This is a genomic window from Mesorhizobium mediterraneum, from assembly GCF_002284565.1.
GTDB lineage: Bacteria > Pseudomonadota > Alphaproteobacteria > Rhizobiales > Rhizobiaceae > Mesorhizobium > Mesorhizobium mediterraneum.
The window spans coordinates 13,538-31,800 of the sequence record NZ_NPKI01000020.1; the positions used below are offsets into that span (position 1 = coordinate 13,538).

At 58.1% G+C, this 18,263-nt stretch carries 22 protein-coding genes; 11 read left to right on the forward strand and 11 right to left on the reverse strand.

Going from position 1 to position 18,263, the window contains the following annotated elements; all coding sequences use genetic code 11:
• The 6 genes from CIT25_RS17960 to CIT25_RS17985 form a co-directional block, all read right to left on the reverse strand.
• Nucleotides 1–543 (reverse strand): TadE/TadG family type IV pilus assembly protein, encoded by a 543-nt coding sequence (locus CIT25_RS17960; RefSeq protein ID WP_245329892.1) that lies wholly within the window; start codon nucleotides 541–543, stop codon nucleotides 1–3.
• Between the two features lie 5 nt (nucleotides 544–548).
• The gene (locus CIT25_RS17965; RefSeq protein ID WP_095485895.1) at nucleotides 549–2,033 is read right to left on the reverse strand and encodes a pilus assembly protein TadG-related protein; all 1,485 of its coding nucleotides are present in this window, start codon (nucleotides 2,031–2,033) and stop codon (nucleotides 549–551) included.
• A 64-nt stretch (nucleotides 2,034–2,097) separates the two neighbouring features.
• Nucleotides 2,098–2,382 carry a hypothetical protein gene (locus tag CIT25_RS17970; protein WP_095485896.1) on the reverse strand — a complete coding sequence of 95 codons (285 nt, stop codon included), beginning with the start codon at nucleotides 2,380–2,382 and terminating at the stop codon, nucleotides 2,098–2,100.
• Nucleotides 2,369–3,814, reverse strand: a complete 1,446-nt coding sequence (locus tag CIT25_RS17975) for a type II and III secretion system protein family protein (protein WP_095485897.1) — start codon at nucleotides 3,812–3,814, stop codon at nucleotides 2,369–2,371. The genes CIT25_RS17970 and CIT25_RS17975 overlap by 14 nt, the downstream gene beginning before the upstream one ends.
• A 42-nt stretch (nucleotides 3,815–3,856) precedes the next feature.
• Complete coding sequence (gene cpaB / locus CIT25_RS17980; RefSeq protein ID WP_095485898.1) at nucleotides 3,857–4,897, reverse strand: Flp pilus assembly protein CpaB; 1,041 nt, start codon at nucleotides 4,895–4,897, stop codon at nucleotides 3,857–3,859.
• A gap of 102 nt (nucleotides 4,898–4,999) precedes the next feature.
• Entirely contained in the window at nucleotides 5,000–5,188 is a 189-nt protein-coding gene (locus tag CIT25_RS17985) for a Flp family type IVb pilin (RefSeq protein ID WP_095485899.1), read from the reverse strand.
• A gap of 529 nt (nucleotides 5,189–5,717) precedes the next feature.
• On the opposite strand from CIT25_RS17985, the gene CIT25_RS17990 reads away from it, so the two are divergent.
• From CIT25_RS17990 to CIT25_RS18015, 6 genes are all read left to right on the forward strand, one after another.
• Nucleotides 5,718–7,106: a TadA family conjugal transfer-associated ATPase gene (locus CIT25_RS17990; RefSeq protein ID WP_095485900.1), complete on the forward strand. Its 1,389-nt coding sequence runs from the start codon at nucleotides 5,718–5,720 to the stop codon at nucleotides 7,104–7,106.
• On the forward strand, nucleotides 7,106–8,077 hold the full coding sequence (locus CIT25_RS17995) for a type II secretion system F family protein (RefSeq protein ID WP_095485901.1): 972 nt from the start codon (nucleotides 7,106–7,108) through the stop codon (nucleotides 8,075–8,077). The genes CIT25_RS17990 and CIT25_RS17995 overlap by 1 nt, the downstream gene beginning before the upstream one ends.
• Before the next feature lie 18 nt (nucleotides 8,078–8,095).
• Nucleotides 8,096–9,046, forward strand: a complete 951-nt coding sequence (locus CIT25_RS18000) for a type II secretion system F family protein (RefSeq protein ID WP_095485902.1) — start codon at nucleotides 8,096–8,098, stop codon at nucleotides 9,044–9,046.
• A gap of 55 nt (nucleotides 9,047–9,101) precedes the next feature.
• Nucleotides 9,102–9,647 (forward strand): tetratricopeptide repeat protein, encoded by a 546-nt coding sequence (locus tag CIT25_RS18005; RefSeq protein WP_167391072.1) that lies wholly within the window; start codon nucleotides 9,102–9,104, stop codon nucleotides 9,645–9,647.
• A gap of 9 nt (nucleotides 9,648–9,656) precedes the next feature.
• Complete coding sequence (locus CIT25_RS18010; protein ID WP_095485904.1) at nucleotides 9,657–10,181, forward strand: prepilin peptidase; 525 nt, start codon at nucleotides 9,657–9,659, stop codon at nucleotides 10,179–10,181.
• 124 nt (nucleotides 10,182–10,305) lie between these two features.
• Nucleotides 10,306–11,442: a hypothetical protein gene (locus CIT25_RS18015; RefSeq protein WP_095485905.1), complete on the forward strand. Its 1,137-nt coding sequence runs from the start codon at nucleotides 10,306–10,308 to the stop codon at nucleotides 11,440–11,442.
• Here the strand turns inward: CIT25_RS18015 and CIT25_RS37145 are convergent.
• Complete coding sequence (locus tag CIT25_RS37145; RefSeq protein ID WP_206072957.1) at nucleotides 11,376–11,732, reverse strand: hypothetical protein; 357 nt, start codon at nucleotides 11,730–11,732, stop codon at nucleotides 11,376–11,378. The genes CIT25_RS18015 and CIT25_RS37145 overlap by 67 nt on opposite strands.
• A gap of 128 nt (nucleotides 11,733–11,860) precedes the next feature.
• On the opposite strand from CIT25_RS37145, the gene CIT25_RS18020 reads away from it, so the two are divergent.
• Both CIT25_RS18020 and CIT25_RS18025 read left to right on the forward strand, forming a co-directional pair.
• Nucleotides 11,861–12,682, forward strand: a complete 822-nt coding sequence (locus CIT25_RS18020; RefSeq protein ID WP_095485906.1) for a sterol desaturase family protein — start codon at nucleotides 11,861–11,863, stop codon at nucleotides 12,680–12,682.
• Complete coding sequence (locus CIT25_RS18025; protein ID WP_095485907.1) at nucleotides 12,666–13,331, forward strand: methyltransferase family protein; 666 nt, start codon at nucleotides 12,666–12,668, stop codon at nucleotides 13,329–13,331. Before CIT25_RS18020 ends, CIT25_RS18025 begins: the two co-directional genes overlap by 17 nt.
• 499 nt (nucleotides 13,332–13,830) lie before the next feature.
• Here CIT25_RS18025 and CIT25_RS18040 read toward each other — a convergent pair whose 3' ends face one another.
• Entirely contained in the window at nucleotides 13,831–14,367 is a 537-nt protein-coding gene (locus CIT25_RS18040) for a DnaJ domain-containing protein (RefSeq protein ID WP_095485910.1), read from the reverse strand.
• 325 nt (nucleotides 14,368–14,692) lie between these two features.
• Between CIT25_RS18040 and CIT25_RS35860 the strand changes: the two genes are divergently transcribed.
• From CIT25_RS35860 to CIT25_RS18055, 3 genes are all read left to right on the forward strand, one after another.
• Nucleotides 14,693–15,007: a hypothetical protein gene (locus CIT25_RS35860; RefSeq protein WP_101954511.1), complete on the forward strand. Its 315-nt coding sequence runs from the start codon at nucleotides 14,693–14,695 to the stop codon at nucleotides 15,005–15,007.
• A 25-nt stretch (nucleotides 15,008–15,032) separates the two neighbouring features.
• Nucleotides 15,033–15,263: a hypothetical protein gene (locus tag CIT25_RS36310; RefSeq protein WP_158302583.1), complete on the forward strand. Its 231-nt coding sequence runs from the start codon at nucleotides 15,033–15,035 to the stop codon at nucleotides 15,261–15,263.
• Nucleotides 15,264–15,725: 462 nt separating this feature from the next.
• Nucleotides 15,726–16,070 carry an HNH endonuclease gene (locus CIT25_RS18055; RefSeq protein WP_158302584.1) on the forward strand — a complete coding sequence of 115 codons (345 nt, stop codon included), beginning with the start codon at nucleotides 15,726–15,728 and terminating at the stop codon, nucleotides 16,068–16,070.
• A 285-nt stretch (nucleotides 16,071–16,355) separates the two neighbouring features.
• Here the strand turns inward: CIT25_RS18055 and CIT25_RS18060 are convergent, their stop codons facing one another.
• From CIT25_RS18060 to CIT25_RS18070, 3 genes are all read right to left on the reverse strand, one after another.
• Nucleotides 16,356–16,784 (reverse strand): hypothetical protein, encoded by a 429-nt coding sequence (locus CIT25_RS18060; protein WP_095485913.1) that lies wholly within the window; start codon nucleotides 16,782–16,784, stop codon nucleotides 16,356–16,358.
• 43 nt (nucleotides 16,785–16,827) lie between these two features.
• Nucleotides 16,828–17,091, reverse strand: a complete 264-nt coding sequence (locus CIT25_RS18065; protein ID WP_095485914.1) for a hypothetical protein — start codon at nucleotides 17,089–17,091, stop codon at nucleotides 16,828–16,830.
• A 329-nt stretch (nucleotides 17,092–17,420) separates the two neighbouring features.
• A complete protein-coding gene (locus CIT25_RS18070; protein ID WP_095485915.1) occupies nucleotides 17,421–18,137 on the reverse strand; it encodes a hypothetical protein in 717 nt (238 codons plus the stop codon).
• Between the last annotated feature and the right edge of the window lie 126 nt (nucleotides 18,138–18,263).

Below are 18,263 nucleotides of genomic sequence, written 5' to 3' on the forward strand. Positions count from 1 at the left end.
TCAGAATCGGATCAACCGCTCCTCGTGAGAGCCGGTCAGCGTGATCGGACCGATTCCGATGAACGACAGCATGCCGACGCCGGTATATGGATAGTTGCCGGCCGCTCGGACGATGCAGACTTGTGCCGTGGTGGAGCGATATTGGGTGACGCCATTGACGACGGCGGGGCGACAGGAAGCGGGGGCGGCGATGGTCACCGTCGCATTGGATGTCACACCCGATTTCTCCCAGTCGCTGATGCGTGGAGTGCCTGACCCTGCCGCATTGCCGAACACCGCGATGTTTGCTGCGATATCGGCGCAGTCGATCGCAGTGAACCCAGGGTAGCTAGTATATAGTTGGCTGTTGCAGCGCGCGGCAAAGCGTGCCGCGTCCGACAGGCCGGCCTCCATCAGCAGCTTGTTGTGGATCAGATTGCCGAACTCGAACACGCCCGCCGACAGGATCAGCATCAGCGGCGTGATCAGCGTCATTTCGACGAGCACCGCACCACGGCTGTCGCGTCGAAATCTGTCGAGGTGGCGGCATAGCGTTCCGATCATCGCCATCACCGGTAAAGCTGGACTTCGTCGCGAAGGAAATTGTCGAGCGTGCCCTGGCCGCCGCGTCCGGTGATGTCGACAAGTTCAACCATCACCGACGCATCATCCGATGGTGACGCAACCGGTTCAGTGAGGAAGAAGCTGCCGAAGGCTTCGACCGGCAGATTGGTGCTGTGGCCGGACAGGCCGTTGCCCGCAGCTTCGAGTGCAGCGCAGTTCAGGATCGCGCCATAAAGCAACCGACGATCAACTGAGGTGACGGGCGGTTGGCAAGCTGCCGACGGGGTTCCAATCTCTCCACCTGTCGACGCGGTGCCCACCAACCCGGCCGATATCTCGTAACGGTAGACCTCATAGCGCGTCGGCTTGGTTGTATCCCATGACGATGGATAGGAGGCGGAACCGAAGTTGGTGCTCCAATAGCCGGAAAAATTCCAATCTCCGTCGCCCATCCTGCCGCCCTGATACGGCGTTGTCGCATCGCGCGGAAGGCCCATTGTTCCAGCTTCGGTGAACGAAAGCTGGTTCATGGCGGCGCATTGATTGACGCTACCTGTGGTCTGTATAGCCCCTTTTCGGACATTGGCGGCCGGACCGTATTCAGCACTATCGAAGTGGTTACCGTTGGCTCCAATTCCGAAACGAACGTTGAAGGCGTCCTGCACCGGGCCGGCGTTCTGACCGGTCTTGGTGGTAACGTTCGCGGAGTTGTAACAGCCAATCGGCCTGGATGTCGCGATCGTCTGGGCGAGGGCTTGAGCGCCGTTCCCCACATCAGCTGGGGGCTCGAGGAAGCCGAAATTACCTGGACCAGCAGCAGCCCCATTTCCAACTTTCCGCAGTTCGATCAACCGACGATGGACAGCCGGATTGGAAACAGCCTGCTCAAGTGTGTACCCGCCAGCCGCATTGGTCCCGTTCACCATCTCATAGGGGTTGCACATGAAGACCGGCGTAAAATCGCAGACGCCGGAGGTGAAGCCCGCCACGGCGACTGCCCCGACATTGAAACTGTTGCTGGCGCCGGATGACAGGAAGGAAGCCGGAAAGATCGCGGCAAATCCGACCGGGGTTACCGTGACTTCCACAAAACGGGCAAGCCTGGCGTCGTTCAGTTCGTCGGTGATCACATTGGCCGCCACGATCGGGAGATTGTCGGTGGCCGGCAACGAGCGAAGATAGCGACGCGTTACTCCGCCGGCAGCTAGCGTTTGAGGCGGGCCGGAGGTCGAGAAGGTGTATCGATTGCGTACCAGCGTAGCGATCGCCCTGTCAGCACGGGTGATAGCGCTCGACGTCCCATCCAGTTCAGCCGCGCCTGCTAGGGCAAACGCATCAGCTCCCTTCTGAAGATCATTGTGCAGGTTGTTGACCCGGCTCATGTCAATCGCCAGCAGGGAAAAACCGATGATTGCCGGCAGCATGATGCTGACCAGTATCAGCGCTATTCCTCTCTGATCGTGCCAGAACGCGCGAACAATCCGCAGCATGGCCTTACTCTTAGCTCCCCTGACGCCAGTCGCTTTGCCTGGCGCTGAACCCGCATCCTTTTGTTTAATCCGCGGTGTCGCCGACATTGACCGTTATGGCCGGTGGTGGCGGTGGTGGTGGTGGAAATTTGTAATTCTGGGCAACAGCGGCAGCGCGCGCGCCATCGCCTTCGATCGTCGTGTTCCTGGACGCCGGATTGAGCGGGTCGACCGTCTGCAACAGCGAATTGTATTTCTGCGTGTCGCCGGCAGCCAGTGTCACCGTTTCGTAATTGTTCAGGTAGTCGGCGGCGCAGCCCGTCAGCCCGCCGGCGCACAAAAACAGGATCAAGGCGCTATTTCTTGACATAAATCATCTTGTCCTTGGATTTCAGATCGAGCATGTGGCCATAGGGGCCGACCACGCCTTCGCCGAGTTCATATTTGCGAACCATGTCCTTGGTCACTTCGAGCTGACCGAGAATGAAGAGCTCCGGGTCGTTGGCGGGCCGTGTCTTGTCGAACGGCGTCGCCAGCTGCTCGCCAGGCTTTACCGGCCGCACGATACGCGGCGTCACGATGACGACCAGTTCGGTTTCTTCCTTCTGGTTGCTCGAATTCCGGAACAGCGTCCCGACGATCGGCACCTGGCCGAGCCACGGCACCTGCCTCTGGATCTTGGTGTTCTTGCTGGACAAAAGTCCGCCGACAGCGAAGCTCTGGCCGTCGCGCAGTTCGACAACGGTCGACAGCTTGCGGTTGGTGAAGATCGGGTCGCCGGCGGTGGTGAAACCGGTCAGGTCGCTGACTTCCGGCGCCAGCCTGATGTTGATCTTGTCGTCTTCGAGCACGACCGGCGTGAACAGCAGATTGACGCCGAACTGCTTGTACTCGATGCTGATCTCGCCATCACCGTCGTCGACGCGGATAGGCACTTCGCCGCCGGCATTGAAGCTGGCAACCTCACCGGAAAGAGTGGTGAGATTGGGTTCGGCAAGGGTGCGCACCACGCCCTTGGCCTCGAGAGCCTCGATGATCACGTCGACCTTGATGTTGCTGTCGATGACGCGAGTGATCAGCGCCGCGAACGGGGTGGTGTTCGAAAGAAGGCCGGTAAGCAGATTGCCCGGCCCCAGCACCACATTGTCCTCGTCGACGGCGGCTATACCCGTTCCTGTGCGGGTCGTGCCGCTGCCGTTGGTGCTCCTGATTGAGACGCCAAGATCGCGGCCGGCATTGCGCTTGGCCTCCAGCACGCGCACTTCGAGGTTTACTTGCTGGCTGTCGTCGACCGTCACCGCGTTTATGATCGCGTCGGGGCCATATTGCTGGGCGACCTGCATGATCGCCGCCAGCGTGGCGCCGTCCTTGACATGGCCGCCAAGCCTGATCTTGCCGTTGATCGAGCCGATATCGATGCGCGACCTGGGCGCCACCTGCCGGATCGCCTGCGCCATGTCGCTGACGTCGACGCCGACCTCGATCTGGATCACGCCAAGCGAGCGCTTGTCTTCTGAAAAGAGGTTGACTGTGGTGGTGCCGGCGCTCTTGCCGATGACATAGAGCGTCCGGTCGGTCATTGGCTGGGCGTCGGCGATCTTCTCGTCGCCGACGACGATGTCACCGAGAGTGGCGTTCACCTGGATCGTCACCGACTGCGACATGGGCAGGAAAACACGGTGGACGCTCGGGTTCGATACATCGATCCGGCGGTCGGCCGCCTGAGCAGCAAGGTCGATCGGAAGTAACATGACCGAGCAGGCCAGCGCGGCAGCCGCCAGTGGTCCCCGGAACATACGCATTCAGACTACCCCCTTGCCGATTCGTTCGGCAATACCCTAGCGTTATTTTTGTCGCGGCACGTCGTAAGATTCAAGCTTCACACCCCTGAAGACGCCGATCGTCGCACGCGCCGGCGGCTCTGGCTGCACATATTTGATCACTTCCTTAACCACTTCTTGCACCTGGGGTGCTGAGGCCACTGCAGGAACAGGTTTTGCGTTGCTCAACAGGTCGAGCCTGCTTCCCACCCGTTCCACGGCCTGGGTCAGCCCATTGATCTTGTCGTCCGCGCGCTTGCGCTCGGCTGCGGCCTCAGCCTCGGCTATTGCCTGCTTGGCGAGCTCGGCCTGCCTGGCGGCGACATCGTCCGGCGTATCACCGGTCAAATCTGAAAGCGTAATGCGTTCGGTCGTCTCGCCCTTGCTGGCGGCAGCCTGGCGAAGGGCTAGGGACAGCTGGCCGGCATCGGCAGCCAAGGTAAGCTTCTGGGCGTCTTTGGTGCTGACCTCGAGCGTTACCGCCTTCACGACCGTCGGGTTCTCGGTGCTTTCATCGGCGACCTGGTCGACGGCGAGCACCTTCATGCTCTGTAGAAGCACGTCGACGAAACTCTGGTCCGTCCCCTGGGTGGTGCGCACCTTGCGCGTCAGCAGCACATCGACCCGGTCGCCGGGGAAAACAAACCCGGCGACGCCAAGCACGTCGTTGACCCTGATAGAAACTGCTTTCATGCCTTCGCCGAGCACCGCCGAAAGTGTGGCGCGTTGGCCCGGGCCAGTGATCTTGGTGGCGAGAACAGGCTCGTTGACACCGATCGCCTGCAGCGCCTGCTTGGTGCCTTCGCCGTCCAGCATTTCTTTCGTTGTCTTGAAAGCTCCGGCCGGGACCGCGCCTGAGGGCCAGGCAACTTCGCGGAGTTTGTCAACGGTCAGCGTATCGCCGAACTTTAGAGCTACAGCCGCCACCACGACGGTATTGCGCTCGACTTCATTTGATTGCGCTAGGGCGCTGCGCTGGTTGGCGAGCCAGACATTGGCGAGCACAACAGCCAGCACGCCGAACACGCCGGCAAGAACGATCATGATGACGGTGTTTGCACGCATAACCCCAACCCGCTCAATTGACTGCGTGCCCCCCAAGGGTCGCCGGTCTCTGGCCAAAAAAGAGGTGGCCCAAGCCTTAGAGGCCTGGGCCAGCCTAGCGTGTCAGGGCGCAGGTGCAGCCTGAAGCGCTGTATTAAGCGTGGTCCACCTGCCGCTGACCCAGGTACCGACAAGAATGATGGTGGCGATCACTGCCACCGTGATGATGCCGAGCAGGATGGTATATTCGACCATGGCAGCGCCGTTTTCGTCGTCGCGGAACTGCCGGGTCATCGTCATGAGCTTCTTCATGCCAATTTCTCCCTTTGGAGGTTTGAACCCGACGAGACGAGCCAAGGATGAAATCCATACCCAAGCATCCCCCGTCATCTCGATCTAAGTCCCGACGAAAACCAGAGTCAAACGGGATTAAGGGTTCCTTAACTTTCCTATACATGATTTGGCAAGAATATTGCCGATCTCAGGCGGACCAAAACATTGATTCGGCTTATTTTTCAACCCATCTTAACCATTCGTTCATAATTTGGCCGTGGGTATGGCGGAAATGGGGCGGTATTAGCGATAGTGCATATTCCTTTATATCTAAGGCCTTAGGTGGGCTCCATGACGCCTTTGTGGCAAAAAAAGCACTTGGCATTGAAAGCGAGTCCTCGTGTTCCATTAGGACAGCGCCGCTGACCAAATAAACATCGCGTTTTCTGATCCTTGATCTTAACTATGTCTGAAGTATTAAATCGCATGGTGCGGGGCTGGCGCTTGTGCCATGCGTGGTTAATGTTTAGTTTCGTGGCGACGGATTCTACGGGGAGTATAACGCGATATGCTGGGGCGGTTCACCAAAGGGCCAAGCGAGTTGCGAGTCGAGCCAAAGCTCGAGCCGATGGCGGTTTTGCCCGCTGCCCCGGCCCTTTCTCCCGTAGCTGACTTTGAACCGCATGGTGACGATTTCCTGTCGCTCAAGGTCGAGCTCCACCGCCACCTCATTGACCGCTTCAACCTGACCGCCCTTGAAAACGCGTCCAAGGATGAAATCCTGAATGAGATCCGGCCGATCGTGCGGGAATTTGTCCGCGCTCGCAATGTGCCGCTGAATGCTCGCGAACTCGATCAATTGACCAGCGACACCGCCGACGAGATGCTCGGCCTGGGGCCGATCGAACCGCTGCTGAAAGACGATTCAATTTCCGACATACTGATCAACACGCACAATCGCGTTTTCATCGAGCGGCGCGGCGTGATCGAGGAGACCTCGATCCGTTTCCGCGACGAGGCGCATCTGCTGCGTGTTATCAACAAGATCGTCTCGGCGATCGGCCGACGCGTCGATGAATCGGCGCCGATGGTGGATGCGCGGCTGGAAGATGGGTCGCGCGTCAACATCGCGGTGCGGCCGATTTCGGTGGATGGCCCGCTGGTGTCTATCCGCAAATTCTCCAAAAACCCCTATTCGCTCGAACGTCTGATGGCGTTCAATTCGATCCGCCAGCCAATGATCGACCTGCTGCGCATTGCCGTGCAGGCACGCAAGTCGATCCTGGTTTCAGGCGGCACCGGCAGCGGCAAGACGACCTTGCTCAACGCGCTGTCGAGCTACATTCCAGCCAGGGAGCGCCTGATCACCATCGAAGACGCGGCGGAACTGCAATTGCAGCAGCCGCATGTCGGCCGCCTCGAAACCCGTCCGCCCAATGTCGAGGGCAAGGGCGAGGTCCGCCAGCGCGAGTTGCTCAAGAACGCGTTGCGCATGCGGCCGGACCGCATCATCGTCGGCGAGGTCCGCGGCGAGGAGGCCTTCGATATGCTGCAGGCGATGAACACCGGCCACGAAGGTTCGATGACCACCATCCACGCCAACACGCCGCGCGATGCGATCTCACGGCTCGAGCAAATGGTCGGCATGGCGGGCATGCCGATGAGCCATGATTCAATCCGGGCGCAAATCGCGTCGGCGATCGACATCATCGTGCAGACGCAACGCCTCTCCGACGGGGGAAGGCGGGTCGTTTCGATATCGGAGCTGACCGGCATGGAAGGCAATGTCGTCCAGCTTCAGGAACTTTACCATTTCGTTCGCCGCGATGTGAGTGCGGAGGGTCAGATCGTCGGTGAATTTCGTGCCACCGGCATCCGTCCGCGCTTTGCCCAGGAAGCGGCGACGCTCGGCCACCACTTCGCCAAGGACGCCTTCAATCCGCAGGTTCCGCTTTGATGCCGTCGGGCCAGACATTACTTTACCTCATCTATGTGATGGCGGCGGCGTCGGTCATTCTCGCGGCCGAGGCTCTGTACGTGAGCTACTCCAAACGCCGCTCAACGGTCAGCACGATCAACCGTCGGCTGAAGCGGCTCGCTGACGAGGTGCCGGCCGAACAGACCTTGCAGGGATTGCTGCGAGAACGTGGGCTTACCGGCTCGGGCGATTTTCTTTTCAATGCGGTCGGGCTGAACAGGCTATACACCCAATCCGGCATTACCGGGAATCCGCTGTCGTTTGTCGCAATATTTATTCTCGCTGGGCTGGTACTGGCACTGGTACTTGCGTACCTGCTGCACTTCTCAGCGGTGGTTTCGTGTGTCATCTTTCTTCTCATCGGATTCGCCCTGCCGTTTCTGGTTCTCCGCCGCGCGCGTGCCAAGCGAATCCAGAAATTCGCGAAGCAATTGCCGGATGCACTTGACATGATCGTGCGTTCGCTGCGCGCCGGTCATCCGACCTCCGTAGCGATAGGTCTTGTCGCCCGTGAAATGCCTGATCCACTCGGCACCGAATTCGGCATCGTTTCCGACGAAATCACCTTTGGCCTTAGCCTTGAAAACGCGGTGCGGAAACTCTCGCAACGCGTCGGTTTCGAGGGCCTTCAACTGCTGTCTGTGTCGTTATCGATCCAGGCCAAGACCGGTGGCAATTTGACCGAGATTTTGTCGAACCTCTCATCGGTGTTGCGCGAACGGCAGAAACTGCGGTTGAAAATCAGGGCGCTCTCGGCTGAGGGCCGAATGTCCGCGTGGATCATTTCCCTGTTTCCGCTCTTGATGTTCGGCATCCTCACAGGCCTCGCCCCGAGCTACTACGGTGATGTATGGGACAATCCGCTGATAATGCCTGTGTTCCTGATTTTCGGGCTGTGGGCGCTGCTGGGTGACTTCATCATGTATCGCATGGTCAATTTCGATTTCTGACGGAGGCGAGCCATAAACCTGCTTTCGAATACCCAGGATCTTAGCCTTCTGGTCTCCATTGCCGTCTTCCTGGCGGCCGTAGCGCTATTCCTCTTAGGCGCGCTACTCTTCTTGCCGGCGCTGCAGACGCGGAAACTGGTTTCGCAAAGCCTGATGGCAGAGGGCATTCCCAACCGGCGTTCGCTTGTCGGACAGGAAGAACTGGCAAGGATCTCAGCGCAGCGGCCGGTCGAGGCCTATTTTCGGTCGATCGAAAAAGAGCGGGACGAGCCCAGCGCCCTGGACGCGAAGCTCTTTCGCGCAGGCTTCTACCAGTCAGGTGCGCCGCTCATTTATACTCTGTCGCGGCTCGGCGCAGTCTGCATCGGCTTTGTTGCGACCTATGCACTCCTGTCCCGGATTTTACCGCCCCAACTGCCCAGTCTTGTCGCTTTTGGAGGTTCAGCCTTGCTTGGGCTGGCATGCATTGTCATACCAAGCATCGCGCTCGACCGGTTCGAGAATGGGCAAAAGCAGATCTATCGTCGCGGCTTTCCGGATTTCATGGATATGATGATCACCTGCGCCGACGCGGGCATGAGCCTCGAGGCGGCAGTCGAGCGCGTCAGCAACGAACTGGCCGGCACCCATAAATGGCTTGGCATCCAGCTTTCGATCATGACTCTGCAGTTGCGCGCCGGCAAGCCGCTGCGCGAGGCGCTGCGCGAACTGTCTGACCGTATCGGGCTTGAGGAGGCGCGGGCGCTGGCGGTTCTGTTCCGGCAATCCGAGGAGCTCGGTACAAGTTTGACAGAGGCCTTGCGCGTATACAGCGACGAAATGCGTGGACAGAGAATCCTTCGGGCCGAGGAACGCGCCAATGCCTTGCCGGTGAAGATGATGATTCCATTGGGACTGTGCATCTTTCCGGTGGTGATGATGGTCGTCATGCTGCCTGTTATTATTCGAATGAAGGGCATTTTCTTCTAGGCAGGTATATGCTTGGGTCGAGATGCAGAGTCGGAGAACTCTTTTGGGGGACGATATGACAGGGCCAATGCGCCTCGCGGCCGTAGCCAGTCTGCTGCTCATCGTGCTTTCCGGCTGTCAGACAGCTGATACCAGCGGCGTCGTCCGCACCAACGAGCCCTCAAAAGGTGATGTGACAGCCTTTGGCGATGCCTTCGACGGGCTGAAGACGGTGAGCGACGTCGAATATTATGCCTCGGACCAGGCTGTTGCCGAAGCCAAGAACCAGTTCCGTGCGGAAAACTACGGCAATGCCGGTGCTCTGTTCTACAAGGCGACGCAACTGGCGCCCAATGATGGTGGTGCCTGGATGGGTCTGGCCGCCTCTAGCGATCGCATCCGCCGCTTCGACCTCTCCGACCTGGCCTATCGCCAGGCCTTCCGGCTGGTCGGCGGGACGCCCGAATATTACAACAATGTCGGCTATTCCTATCTGCTGCGCGGCAAGCTGCAGGACGCGCGCAGCAATTTCCTCAAGGCTTATGAACTGGCGCCCAACGATCCGACCGTGGCCAACAATCTGCAGCTCCTGTCGTCCAGCGTGAAGAATCTAGAGCGGTAAGGCGACAGCATGTTGCTCGCCGCATCGGTGCTGCTGAAGGGGCTAGCCATTCCTTTGCTGGCGAGGATCGCCTGGCTCGACTTCACCACCCAAAAGATATCCAACCAGAATGTGCTGCTGCTGCTTTGCCTGGGTTTGGGCTCGCTGCAGCTCCTGTCGGTGCAATCCGGTTCGTGGTGGGACATGGGCCTGAGCGCGCTTGCCGGGCTTTTGCTGTTTGTTGCGCTCTTTCCGTTCTGGGCCTTGCGCAAGGTCGGGGCCGGCGATGTCAAGCTGATGGCGGTGGTGCCGTTTCTGATCGGCGGCAGCGGCCTCCTGGTGTTTTCCGTGCTGCTGCTCCTTTTCGCCCTCGCCACGGCGCTGATCGTGAAAAATCCGTTCATGCTGCCCGCGGGCGCTTTCCGCCTGTACGTCCAGCACCTGGACCGCAAAGGCGTTGTGCCGTTTGGCGTGCCGATCGCAGTCGCGGCGATCTGCACGATAGCATTTCAGGTCTACGTCACCTTGATGTCCCATGCCGGTCCGGCAACCTGACCAGACCGGAATTGTCGCAGCAGCTCGACGAGCAGCTAGGTTCCACAATGAATGACGCCCAGACACCGTTCACGCGAGCTGTTCGAAAATGATGATCTTGGCGAGAGACCAGGTCGGTGGTTAAATGAGTCTTTCAGCAGATGCTCCGGCTCCCGTAGCGGCGGCACCACGAAAGTATCTTTTTGGCCCGTTCACCGACTTTCTCATGCTTGGCGGGAGTGCGCTTCTGATCTTGCCGGTCTTGTTCTTTGTGCCGCTTGAGTACGAAGGTCTTGTGGCGGCGGCAATGCTCTTGCTGGCCAATCTGATAAACCATCCGCACTTTGCCCACTCGTATCAACTTTTCTATCGTAATTTTGGGCGGAAGGTGCGCGGAGACGGATATGATAAGAACCTCCAGGTCCGTTACATCTTCGCGGGCATTGTCGTCCCGCTGATCATGGGCGGTTTTTTTGCTTACGCTTCAACAGCGGGGAATGCCCGCCTGCTCGGATATGCAAGCAATGCGATGGCCTTTTTTGTGGGCTGGCACTATGTCAAGCAAGGCTACGGCATGCTGATGGTGGACGCCGTATTGAAGCGCAAGTTCTTCAACGAGCAAGACAAGAAAGTGCTGCTGTTCAACGGCTATGCTGTATGGCTGTTTGCTTGGCTTCAGACAAACGCGGTGATCACCGAAAGGCAATTCTGGGACTTGGACTACTACACATTTGCCGCCCCCTCATGGGTCACCAATATTGCTGCATTGGCCGCCGTTGCTTCCACGGCGGCCACGGTCGTGATGTTGATCAATCGCTGGCGCAAGCATGGCGGCACGCTACCGTACAACGGCGTTGTCGCTTACGTCGTGTCTCTATACGCTTGGATTCTATTTGTGAGGATAAACCCACTCTGGTTGCTTGTGGTGCCGGCGCTCCATTCGTTGCAGTACCTGGCGGTGGTCTGGCGTTATCAGACCAATGTAGAGCGCGACCGTTCAGATGCTGTTATAGAACCCGAATTCAAGGTCCTGTCCATTATTGGCCCGATGTATAGGCTGCGAGTGCTGGGCTTTATCATCATTGGTAGTATTCTTGGGATTCTCGGTTTCTGGCTAGTCCCGATCGCTTTGTCTGCTTTGGTTCCTTATAATAAAGAGGTGCTCGGCTCGTCGCTGTTCCTCTTCATAGCGTGGATATTTATCAACGTGCACCACTACTTTCTGGATAATGTCATGTGGCGACGAGGCAATCCAGAGGTATCAAAATATCTGTTCCGGTAGTTACTTGCCGCGGCATCTTGTGATGGCCACAAGATGGCCGGCCGGACCGCTCGCCACACGGAGGCCAGCGTCGGAAAACGGTTCGGCCATACCTGCGTGAGCCGCTTGGCCGAATAGCGCAGGTTTTCCTCGACGCTGCGAAAGCCGCCGCTTTCGACAAGCATCTGTGCCATGAAGTGGCAGAGGCGCGAAGTCGTGTTGATCCCGGCGCGATCGAGATCGGCCGCGGCGATCGCCTTCAGCAGCGCCGTGCTGCCGCCCTGAGCAAAGGCTTTTAGCTGAACGAGCATGGCCTTCCGCCCTCGCGGGCAGGTTGCGGATTAAATGCGAGACGACCGTTAACCGTTCGGAAACCATCGGCTTGCCGGGCAGATCGGTTGATGGTTGAATGCAGAGCAGGTGGTGGTGGGCTTCAATAATGTTCGAGATAATCGATCTGAAAGCGATTCTGATCGTTTTTATGATCTTCGTTCCGCTGGAGCATCTGGTGCCGCTGCATGAGGGGCGACGGTACCTGCGACGGGCGTTCGTAACCGACCTCCTTCACCTGCTGGTGACCGGACTGCTGTTCAAGATCGGATTTCTGATCTTTGTCGGCGCCTGCATGATGGCCATCGATTCAGCCGTGCCGAGTATCATCGGGGAGACGGTGCGGGCGCAGCCCATATGGCTCCAGACGATCGAGGTGATCGTTATCTCGGACGTGGGTTTCTACGTCGCCCACAGGACGCTCCACTCTGTGCCGTTCCTTTGGCGTTTTCACGCGATCCACCACAGCATCGAAGAACTGGACGCCCTGGCTGCCCACCGTGTTCATCCCCTCGACCAGCTCTTCGTCAAGGCGACGTCGCTCTTGCCGATCTACGCTCTCGGCTTCTCGGTCTGGCCAATCATCATCGCTGGGCTGATCTACCAATGGCAGGCACTACTGATTCACTCGAACATCAGGATCGGGTTTGGGCCGTTCAAGTGGGTGGTCGCCTCACCGCTATTTCATCATTGGCACCATGCTAACGAGCCAGCGGCCATCGACAAGAATTTCGCCGGCCAGCTTTCTATCATCGATGCGATATTCGGCACGATGTACATGCCCGAAGCGATGCCGACGAAATACGGGACCGACGAGCCGGTGCCAGATGCCTATTTTCGACAACTCGCCTATCCGTTCACCAGGCCTAAAAGGCCGCCCATCGCATCAGACTTGCAAATGGCGGAGCTGAATCATGACCAGTCGAATTGAAGACTTCGCCGGCCGGGCCGCCATCCTGGCTATTTTCTCGGCGCTGATGGTGCTGGAAACAGGTACAATTGGCGGCATATTCAATGCACGCGAGAGTCTCGAAGGATGGTCGCTAATATTGATCTCTCGGATCGCTGCCTTGATCTTCATGGCTATGTCGCTCTTTTTCACGCTGGTGAGGCTACCGGCCAAGGCCAGCGCGCCGGGCCTTGCACCGCGCATAGTCTCGATCGCGGGAACCTTTGTGATGTCCTTGCTGATCGTACTCCCGGTCGGAACCGTTCCAACAGAAGTTCGACTGTTTGGAACCGCGATGATCGTGGTAGGCACGATCCTTTCAGCCTACTGCCTGCTTTGGCTTGGACGGTCATTTTCTGTGATGGCGACAGCTCGAAAGCTCGTGATCGCCGGCCCCTATAGCATCGTCAGACACCCGCTTTATGTTGCGGAGGCGATCACAATGAGCGGTGTTATGATCGCCAACTGGTCGATCTCGTCGGTTGCGGTCGGTGCCTGCTGGTTTATGCTTCAGTTCCGGCGGGCCGTGAACGAAGAGCGCGTGCTGCGCGCCGCGTTCCCCGAATACCAGGAATACGAACGGCGAGTGCCAATGCTGCTACCATTTCGAGTGGTCAAGGCAGCCCGCTGATCGTTTCCGGCGCCACCTAGTCAGGATCGAGATAGAGCATCTTGTCGGGCAACGGCGTCAGGCCAATATGTCGTGCGGAACTTTCAGGCCGCGGCTGGACGCCCTGGGCGGAAGGCACCGGCGAGAGCGCCATCGATAAGATCTGGTGGGCGGCAAGGGTCTTGCACTTTCCCAAGCTGAACGTTTCATGCTGGTTCGACGGTTCCGATCTCGTCGGCATCGAGCACTGGGGATATCGCCAGCCTCAATGGTGTATGCGGAAGAAGCCGGCCGACTGGCAGCCTTTGCTCGACGTCTACCGATTGGCGCGCGAGGAGGAAAAGCTGGCGGCGATAGAGCGATTCCAGGCCGGAGCTCAGGCTAGGGCTTTGCAGCGCCTCATTCAGGCCAGCGAGAAGCGCCGGCGTGCGCGAGGCGCTGAGAGCGGCCAGCCGGAACGCGCGCTGGTGGGGCTCCTAAGGGCTAATCCAAGGGGCACTGGCACGCGAGCTTCCACTCTTCAGCCTGTATGATTCAGTAGTCTGGTGGAGGTGTCACGACGATGTTCGGTATTGGCGCGATCGATGCCTTCTACGGTAATCGCGAACATCCCGTTTTCGACCCTTCCTATCCAGCCTTTTGCTTTTAGATACCAGAGATGAAACTCCAGATGTTCACGCGGACAGCCCGACATGCGTTCGAGTTCTTCATCGCCAATGCCAGGATTGTTGACGTCTTGTCGGCGTTTGACATAAAGTAGCGAGAGCAGTTTGGCTTGAATGACGCCGTCCCGTTCGATTCCTTTAGTGTTGCTGACTTCCTCAATCAACTCGCGGCGAAGTTTCAAATTGTCTTTATACTGAATGTCGTACTGCACGCGCTTGAGAGGTTCTTTGAGAGTATTATGGGCCTCCGCGATTTCACTGAAGCGTGATGCATCGCCGGTATCCTGATTGTCGGGATGGTAGCGCATAGCAAAATAACGAAATACCCGTTCTATCGTTTCCGAGTTGGCGTTCGGGCTGATTTCCAGGAGTTCGTAGTAGTCAATGAACAAAGTGGTGCTCCCACAACATCGCTATTGCGCACACAGTCGAGAGAACGTCGCCGGAGCGTCTTGCAGTCATAGCTAGTCGATGGTGCGCTCGATGATGCCCATCAACACGTTGAAGGCCAGAAATCCGCGCTTGCGGGTCTCTACTCGCTCAATTCGTGGCATTAGTCCCCCTCCCGTTTCGCAGATACTAGCGCGCAAGCTTCGCCCCTGCAAAGGGCTGCCCTCATTCCGGTCATCCGCCGATATACGTCGGCTCGCGTCAGACGCCAGTGTTGAGGTCGATGGACAGTAGGTTCCGTTCAATGACGCCCAAGACCGTTTTCGGGTGCTGGGATTTATCATCATTGGCGGAATTCTGGGGATTCTCGGTTTCTGGCTAGTCCCGATCGCGTTGTCCGTTTTGGTTCCTTACAACAAAGAGGTGTTCGGCTCGTCGCTGTTCCTCCTCATAGCGTGGATATTCGTCAACGCGCATCACACTTTCCAAGGCGATCGGCCCGCGCCTGGCGGCAACGCGGATCTTAGCGTCACCGATCGAAGCGGCTTCATCACAATGAACGGCGACAATCTCAATGAGTCAGGGCATGACCGGGGCATCGGAATTCTACTGGATCGAATAGATGTGTTGGCTGGGAAATAGCACAGTTAGGCGCTCCGCGAAGGTGATGGCTGAGGCTGAGCGCGCCGAACGCGCCGCGAAGACAGCAAGATTGAGGTCGCTTCGTATGGCGACTCAGAGTGACTTAAATGTTTCGTTTCCGGAGGAGCTCGATTGCTCGCTCCTCATCGCGGCACTGATTCAAGGCGAATCATCGGGCCAGCCTTTCAACCGTCTCAATGATGGCTTTGGCAAGGGCTTCGCCTTCGTGGACAGACTCGCGGCCTTAGGGCAGTAGCACGGCTTCCGCGCTCGGCAGCACGCCGGCCGGCAGGTCTGTTCAATAGCCATGCGAACCAGCTTGAGGAGGCCCAGGTGTTGTAGATGTTCTCCTGGGCTTCCATGCTAGTCCGCCATGTCGCGCAAGGGCGTCCTGCGCTTCTGCGGCCGGCATTTCTCCACTCGTACTTGGGGCATGCGCGCCCAAAGTCTGAAAGCCTATGAAATTCGTCGCACTTAATTAGCAAAAAAGTACGGCGATTGGTCGCAAAGTAGTTGAAAACTATGGTGATCCCGACAGGAATCGAACCTGTGACCTACAGATTAGGAAACTTCCTGCAAGCCTTGTAGCGAAAGGCTTTGCTCGGCCCATGTCGCGTCTATGTCGCATTCACTGCAGTGACGATCGTTTCGTACAAGCACCGGCAAATATACGGATTGACGTTCCTTAGTTGCCATGGTCCCTTTTTGCGGGGGGAACATGCCGACGCTGAGAGATCCACAGTACCGAGCTTTTGTGCGACGCGAGCTTGACAGACGTCAGGGCGGGAAATGCTGCTACTGCAGGCGCGATTTCACCAAGACCGGACCAACTCGTATGACCATCGAACACAAGAAGGCCAAGATGAAAGGCGGTACGGACGATCTCAAAAACCTCGCCGCCGCCTGCTACCACTGCAATCAGCATCGCGGGCAGCAAATGAACTCCACCAAACAGCGAAACGCTACAGGGGTCGAGCGCTCGAAAGTGCCGGAGTCTGAATGCGAGACAGCGAGCTTACCGAACGCCCAGGCCGAGGCTGAACTCGATGGGCCGAGGGCGTAGGCGAATACGAGATCGAACGCGTGTGGTGGCAAGCGAAGATCCTGCATTTCGCGAAGCTGAACACCAGCGCTTGGTTCGACGGATCCGAGCTCGTCGGGATCGAGCATTGGGGTTACAGGCCGGCTCAATGGTGCATGAGGAAGGCGCCGGCGGATTGGCAGACTATGCCTCCTGGCTACAGGGCTGCCGCAGAGCGCGCCTGGCTGGAATGGCGGGCTTCGCGAAACCATTCGAACATTGATCGACCTGCGTTGGCCAGCGTGTACGGGAGCCGCAGGATATCGCCTAAGCACTGTCCTTTGCGTAGATTCCGGTGGGGCCGTAGTTCGCTTTGCAGCTTGGACAGACGTAAGGAATACCAGGGAGCGCACGGTTCTGGGCAAGCTTAAGAAAAATGCCTTTCGCCTCGCAGACGGGGCAGTATGGCGGTCCGAATGCCTTGCCGTCTTTCGCTTCGTAGCGGAACCCATTCTGGTCCACGAGGTTCTCCGCCCTGTATTTGACCAGCGCAGTCAGCTTGGTGATCTGAGCGGCTTTCTCATGGAGCAACTGGGCCACATCGACCAGGCCCAGTTTGGCGTCGGCCAGGGCTGACGTCAGTTCGGCAATCTTCAGCTTCAGCGTCGCTTGGTCGATCTGCGTATCGATCGCGCGAATTTCCTTGACGATTGAAAGCGCAGATCCCACCGCTGCAATTGTGCCGGGTATGTCCATCTTTTCCCTCGCGCAGTCAGCCAAAATCGATCGACTCGCACTGTCAACGTGTACGCGCCCGGTGGTCCAACTCGTTTTGCATCAAATCCACAAGACAGTCAGCGAGCGCGCGATGCTGCTTAAACTCGTAGAGCATGGTGCTGAGCGACGCATCGTCGATGTCGGCAATAGGTCTGAAAAGGCTTGGCCCGTACTGGTCAATGAATGCGCCAGGCTTTACCGATGAAACGTCGCCGCCGTCGCCATCGTCGCCGCCGACCTTCCTTCCAGGAAACTGAAAGATGTTGTTAGGGGTGTCTTCGCCCATTATGTGCCCTCCCTGTTTAGCGGCAGCAAATCACCATCGCAGCGCAGGCACAAGCGCGCGCCAGGACGCGGGGCCGCTTCGGCGGCGTAGGACTGCGGCCAGCCGAAACGCGCGCTGGCGGGGCTCTGTTCACTTGTACGCCTTAAGCGCAATCAGACCACAGAGAATGACTATCGCCGTCAGGATCAGTGCCCACGACACGACGTTATACGATAGGCGCCTGCTTCAACAAGATTGCCGGCCGAGCAGCAGGAGCAAGTGTGGAGGGTGGCGCTGGTGCCAACGAGCCCCAGAATGGTGTCATGGCGCCCGCTACCTAGCGCGTCTATTCAAGCTGTCTCCCCGGTTGACCAAATCCGCCCTCTGACATCAGCTTTAATCTGGTCGAGCAATTCCTTACCGCGGGTATCTAGCTTGGTCTGTGCGTCACGAACCCGCAACTCGTGCTCATGGTTCATTTGGCCCTCGACCAGGGCGCGACGCATCAAGCCTTCGATCTCGTCAAACTTTGCATGTAGCTCGGGCTGCAGAAATATTCCTTTCGTTGCCGAATACAGAGAAAATTCCCTTAGCGCTTCGTTCGTCTGATTGTAGCGATGCCAGAATATGTGACTCTGATAGACCTTGTTCTTCTCGTCTGCACGGCGAACCTCCTCCTTTTGCCATTTGAGGAGAGGGCTTTCAGCGAGGAATTCGTCCAGATGCGCCGCATTCATTCTCTGGACGTCTGGGTACGATTGGATAGGTGAAACAAGCACGACCACAAAATTGTGGGCGATAACTAGCAGCTTCCAGAGCTCGGGCACCGCCTCAAATTCGCTCTGATGTAGCTTCGTGGCTCGGTCGAAGAGCCGGCTTATTCGATACCGGAGACGTTCCATCTCGCGCTCTTGCTCGCCCTTGAACGCCTCCAGTTGCCTTGAGAACCTCGCCGCCATCCATTGCTCGCCGAAAAGCTTAAAGAAGCCATAGATGCCACCTGCGACACCAGCGCCGTAGGCCGTTAGCAGTCCAATGAAACCCAGTATGGAATCTGGCAGCGTCATCCTCTCCTCAGCCTCGGACCAGCTCGCCGGCCTGGCATGCCTGCAACTGCTTCACTACGAAGTTTTGACTAATCGGCATTTGGACCCCCCATGTCGCATCCATGTCGCACGGACTTGCCGATAGTC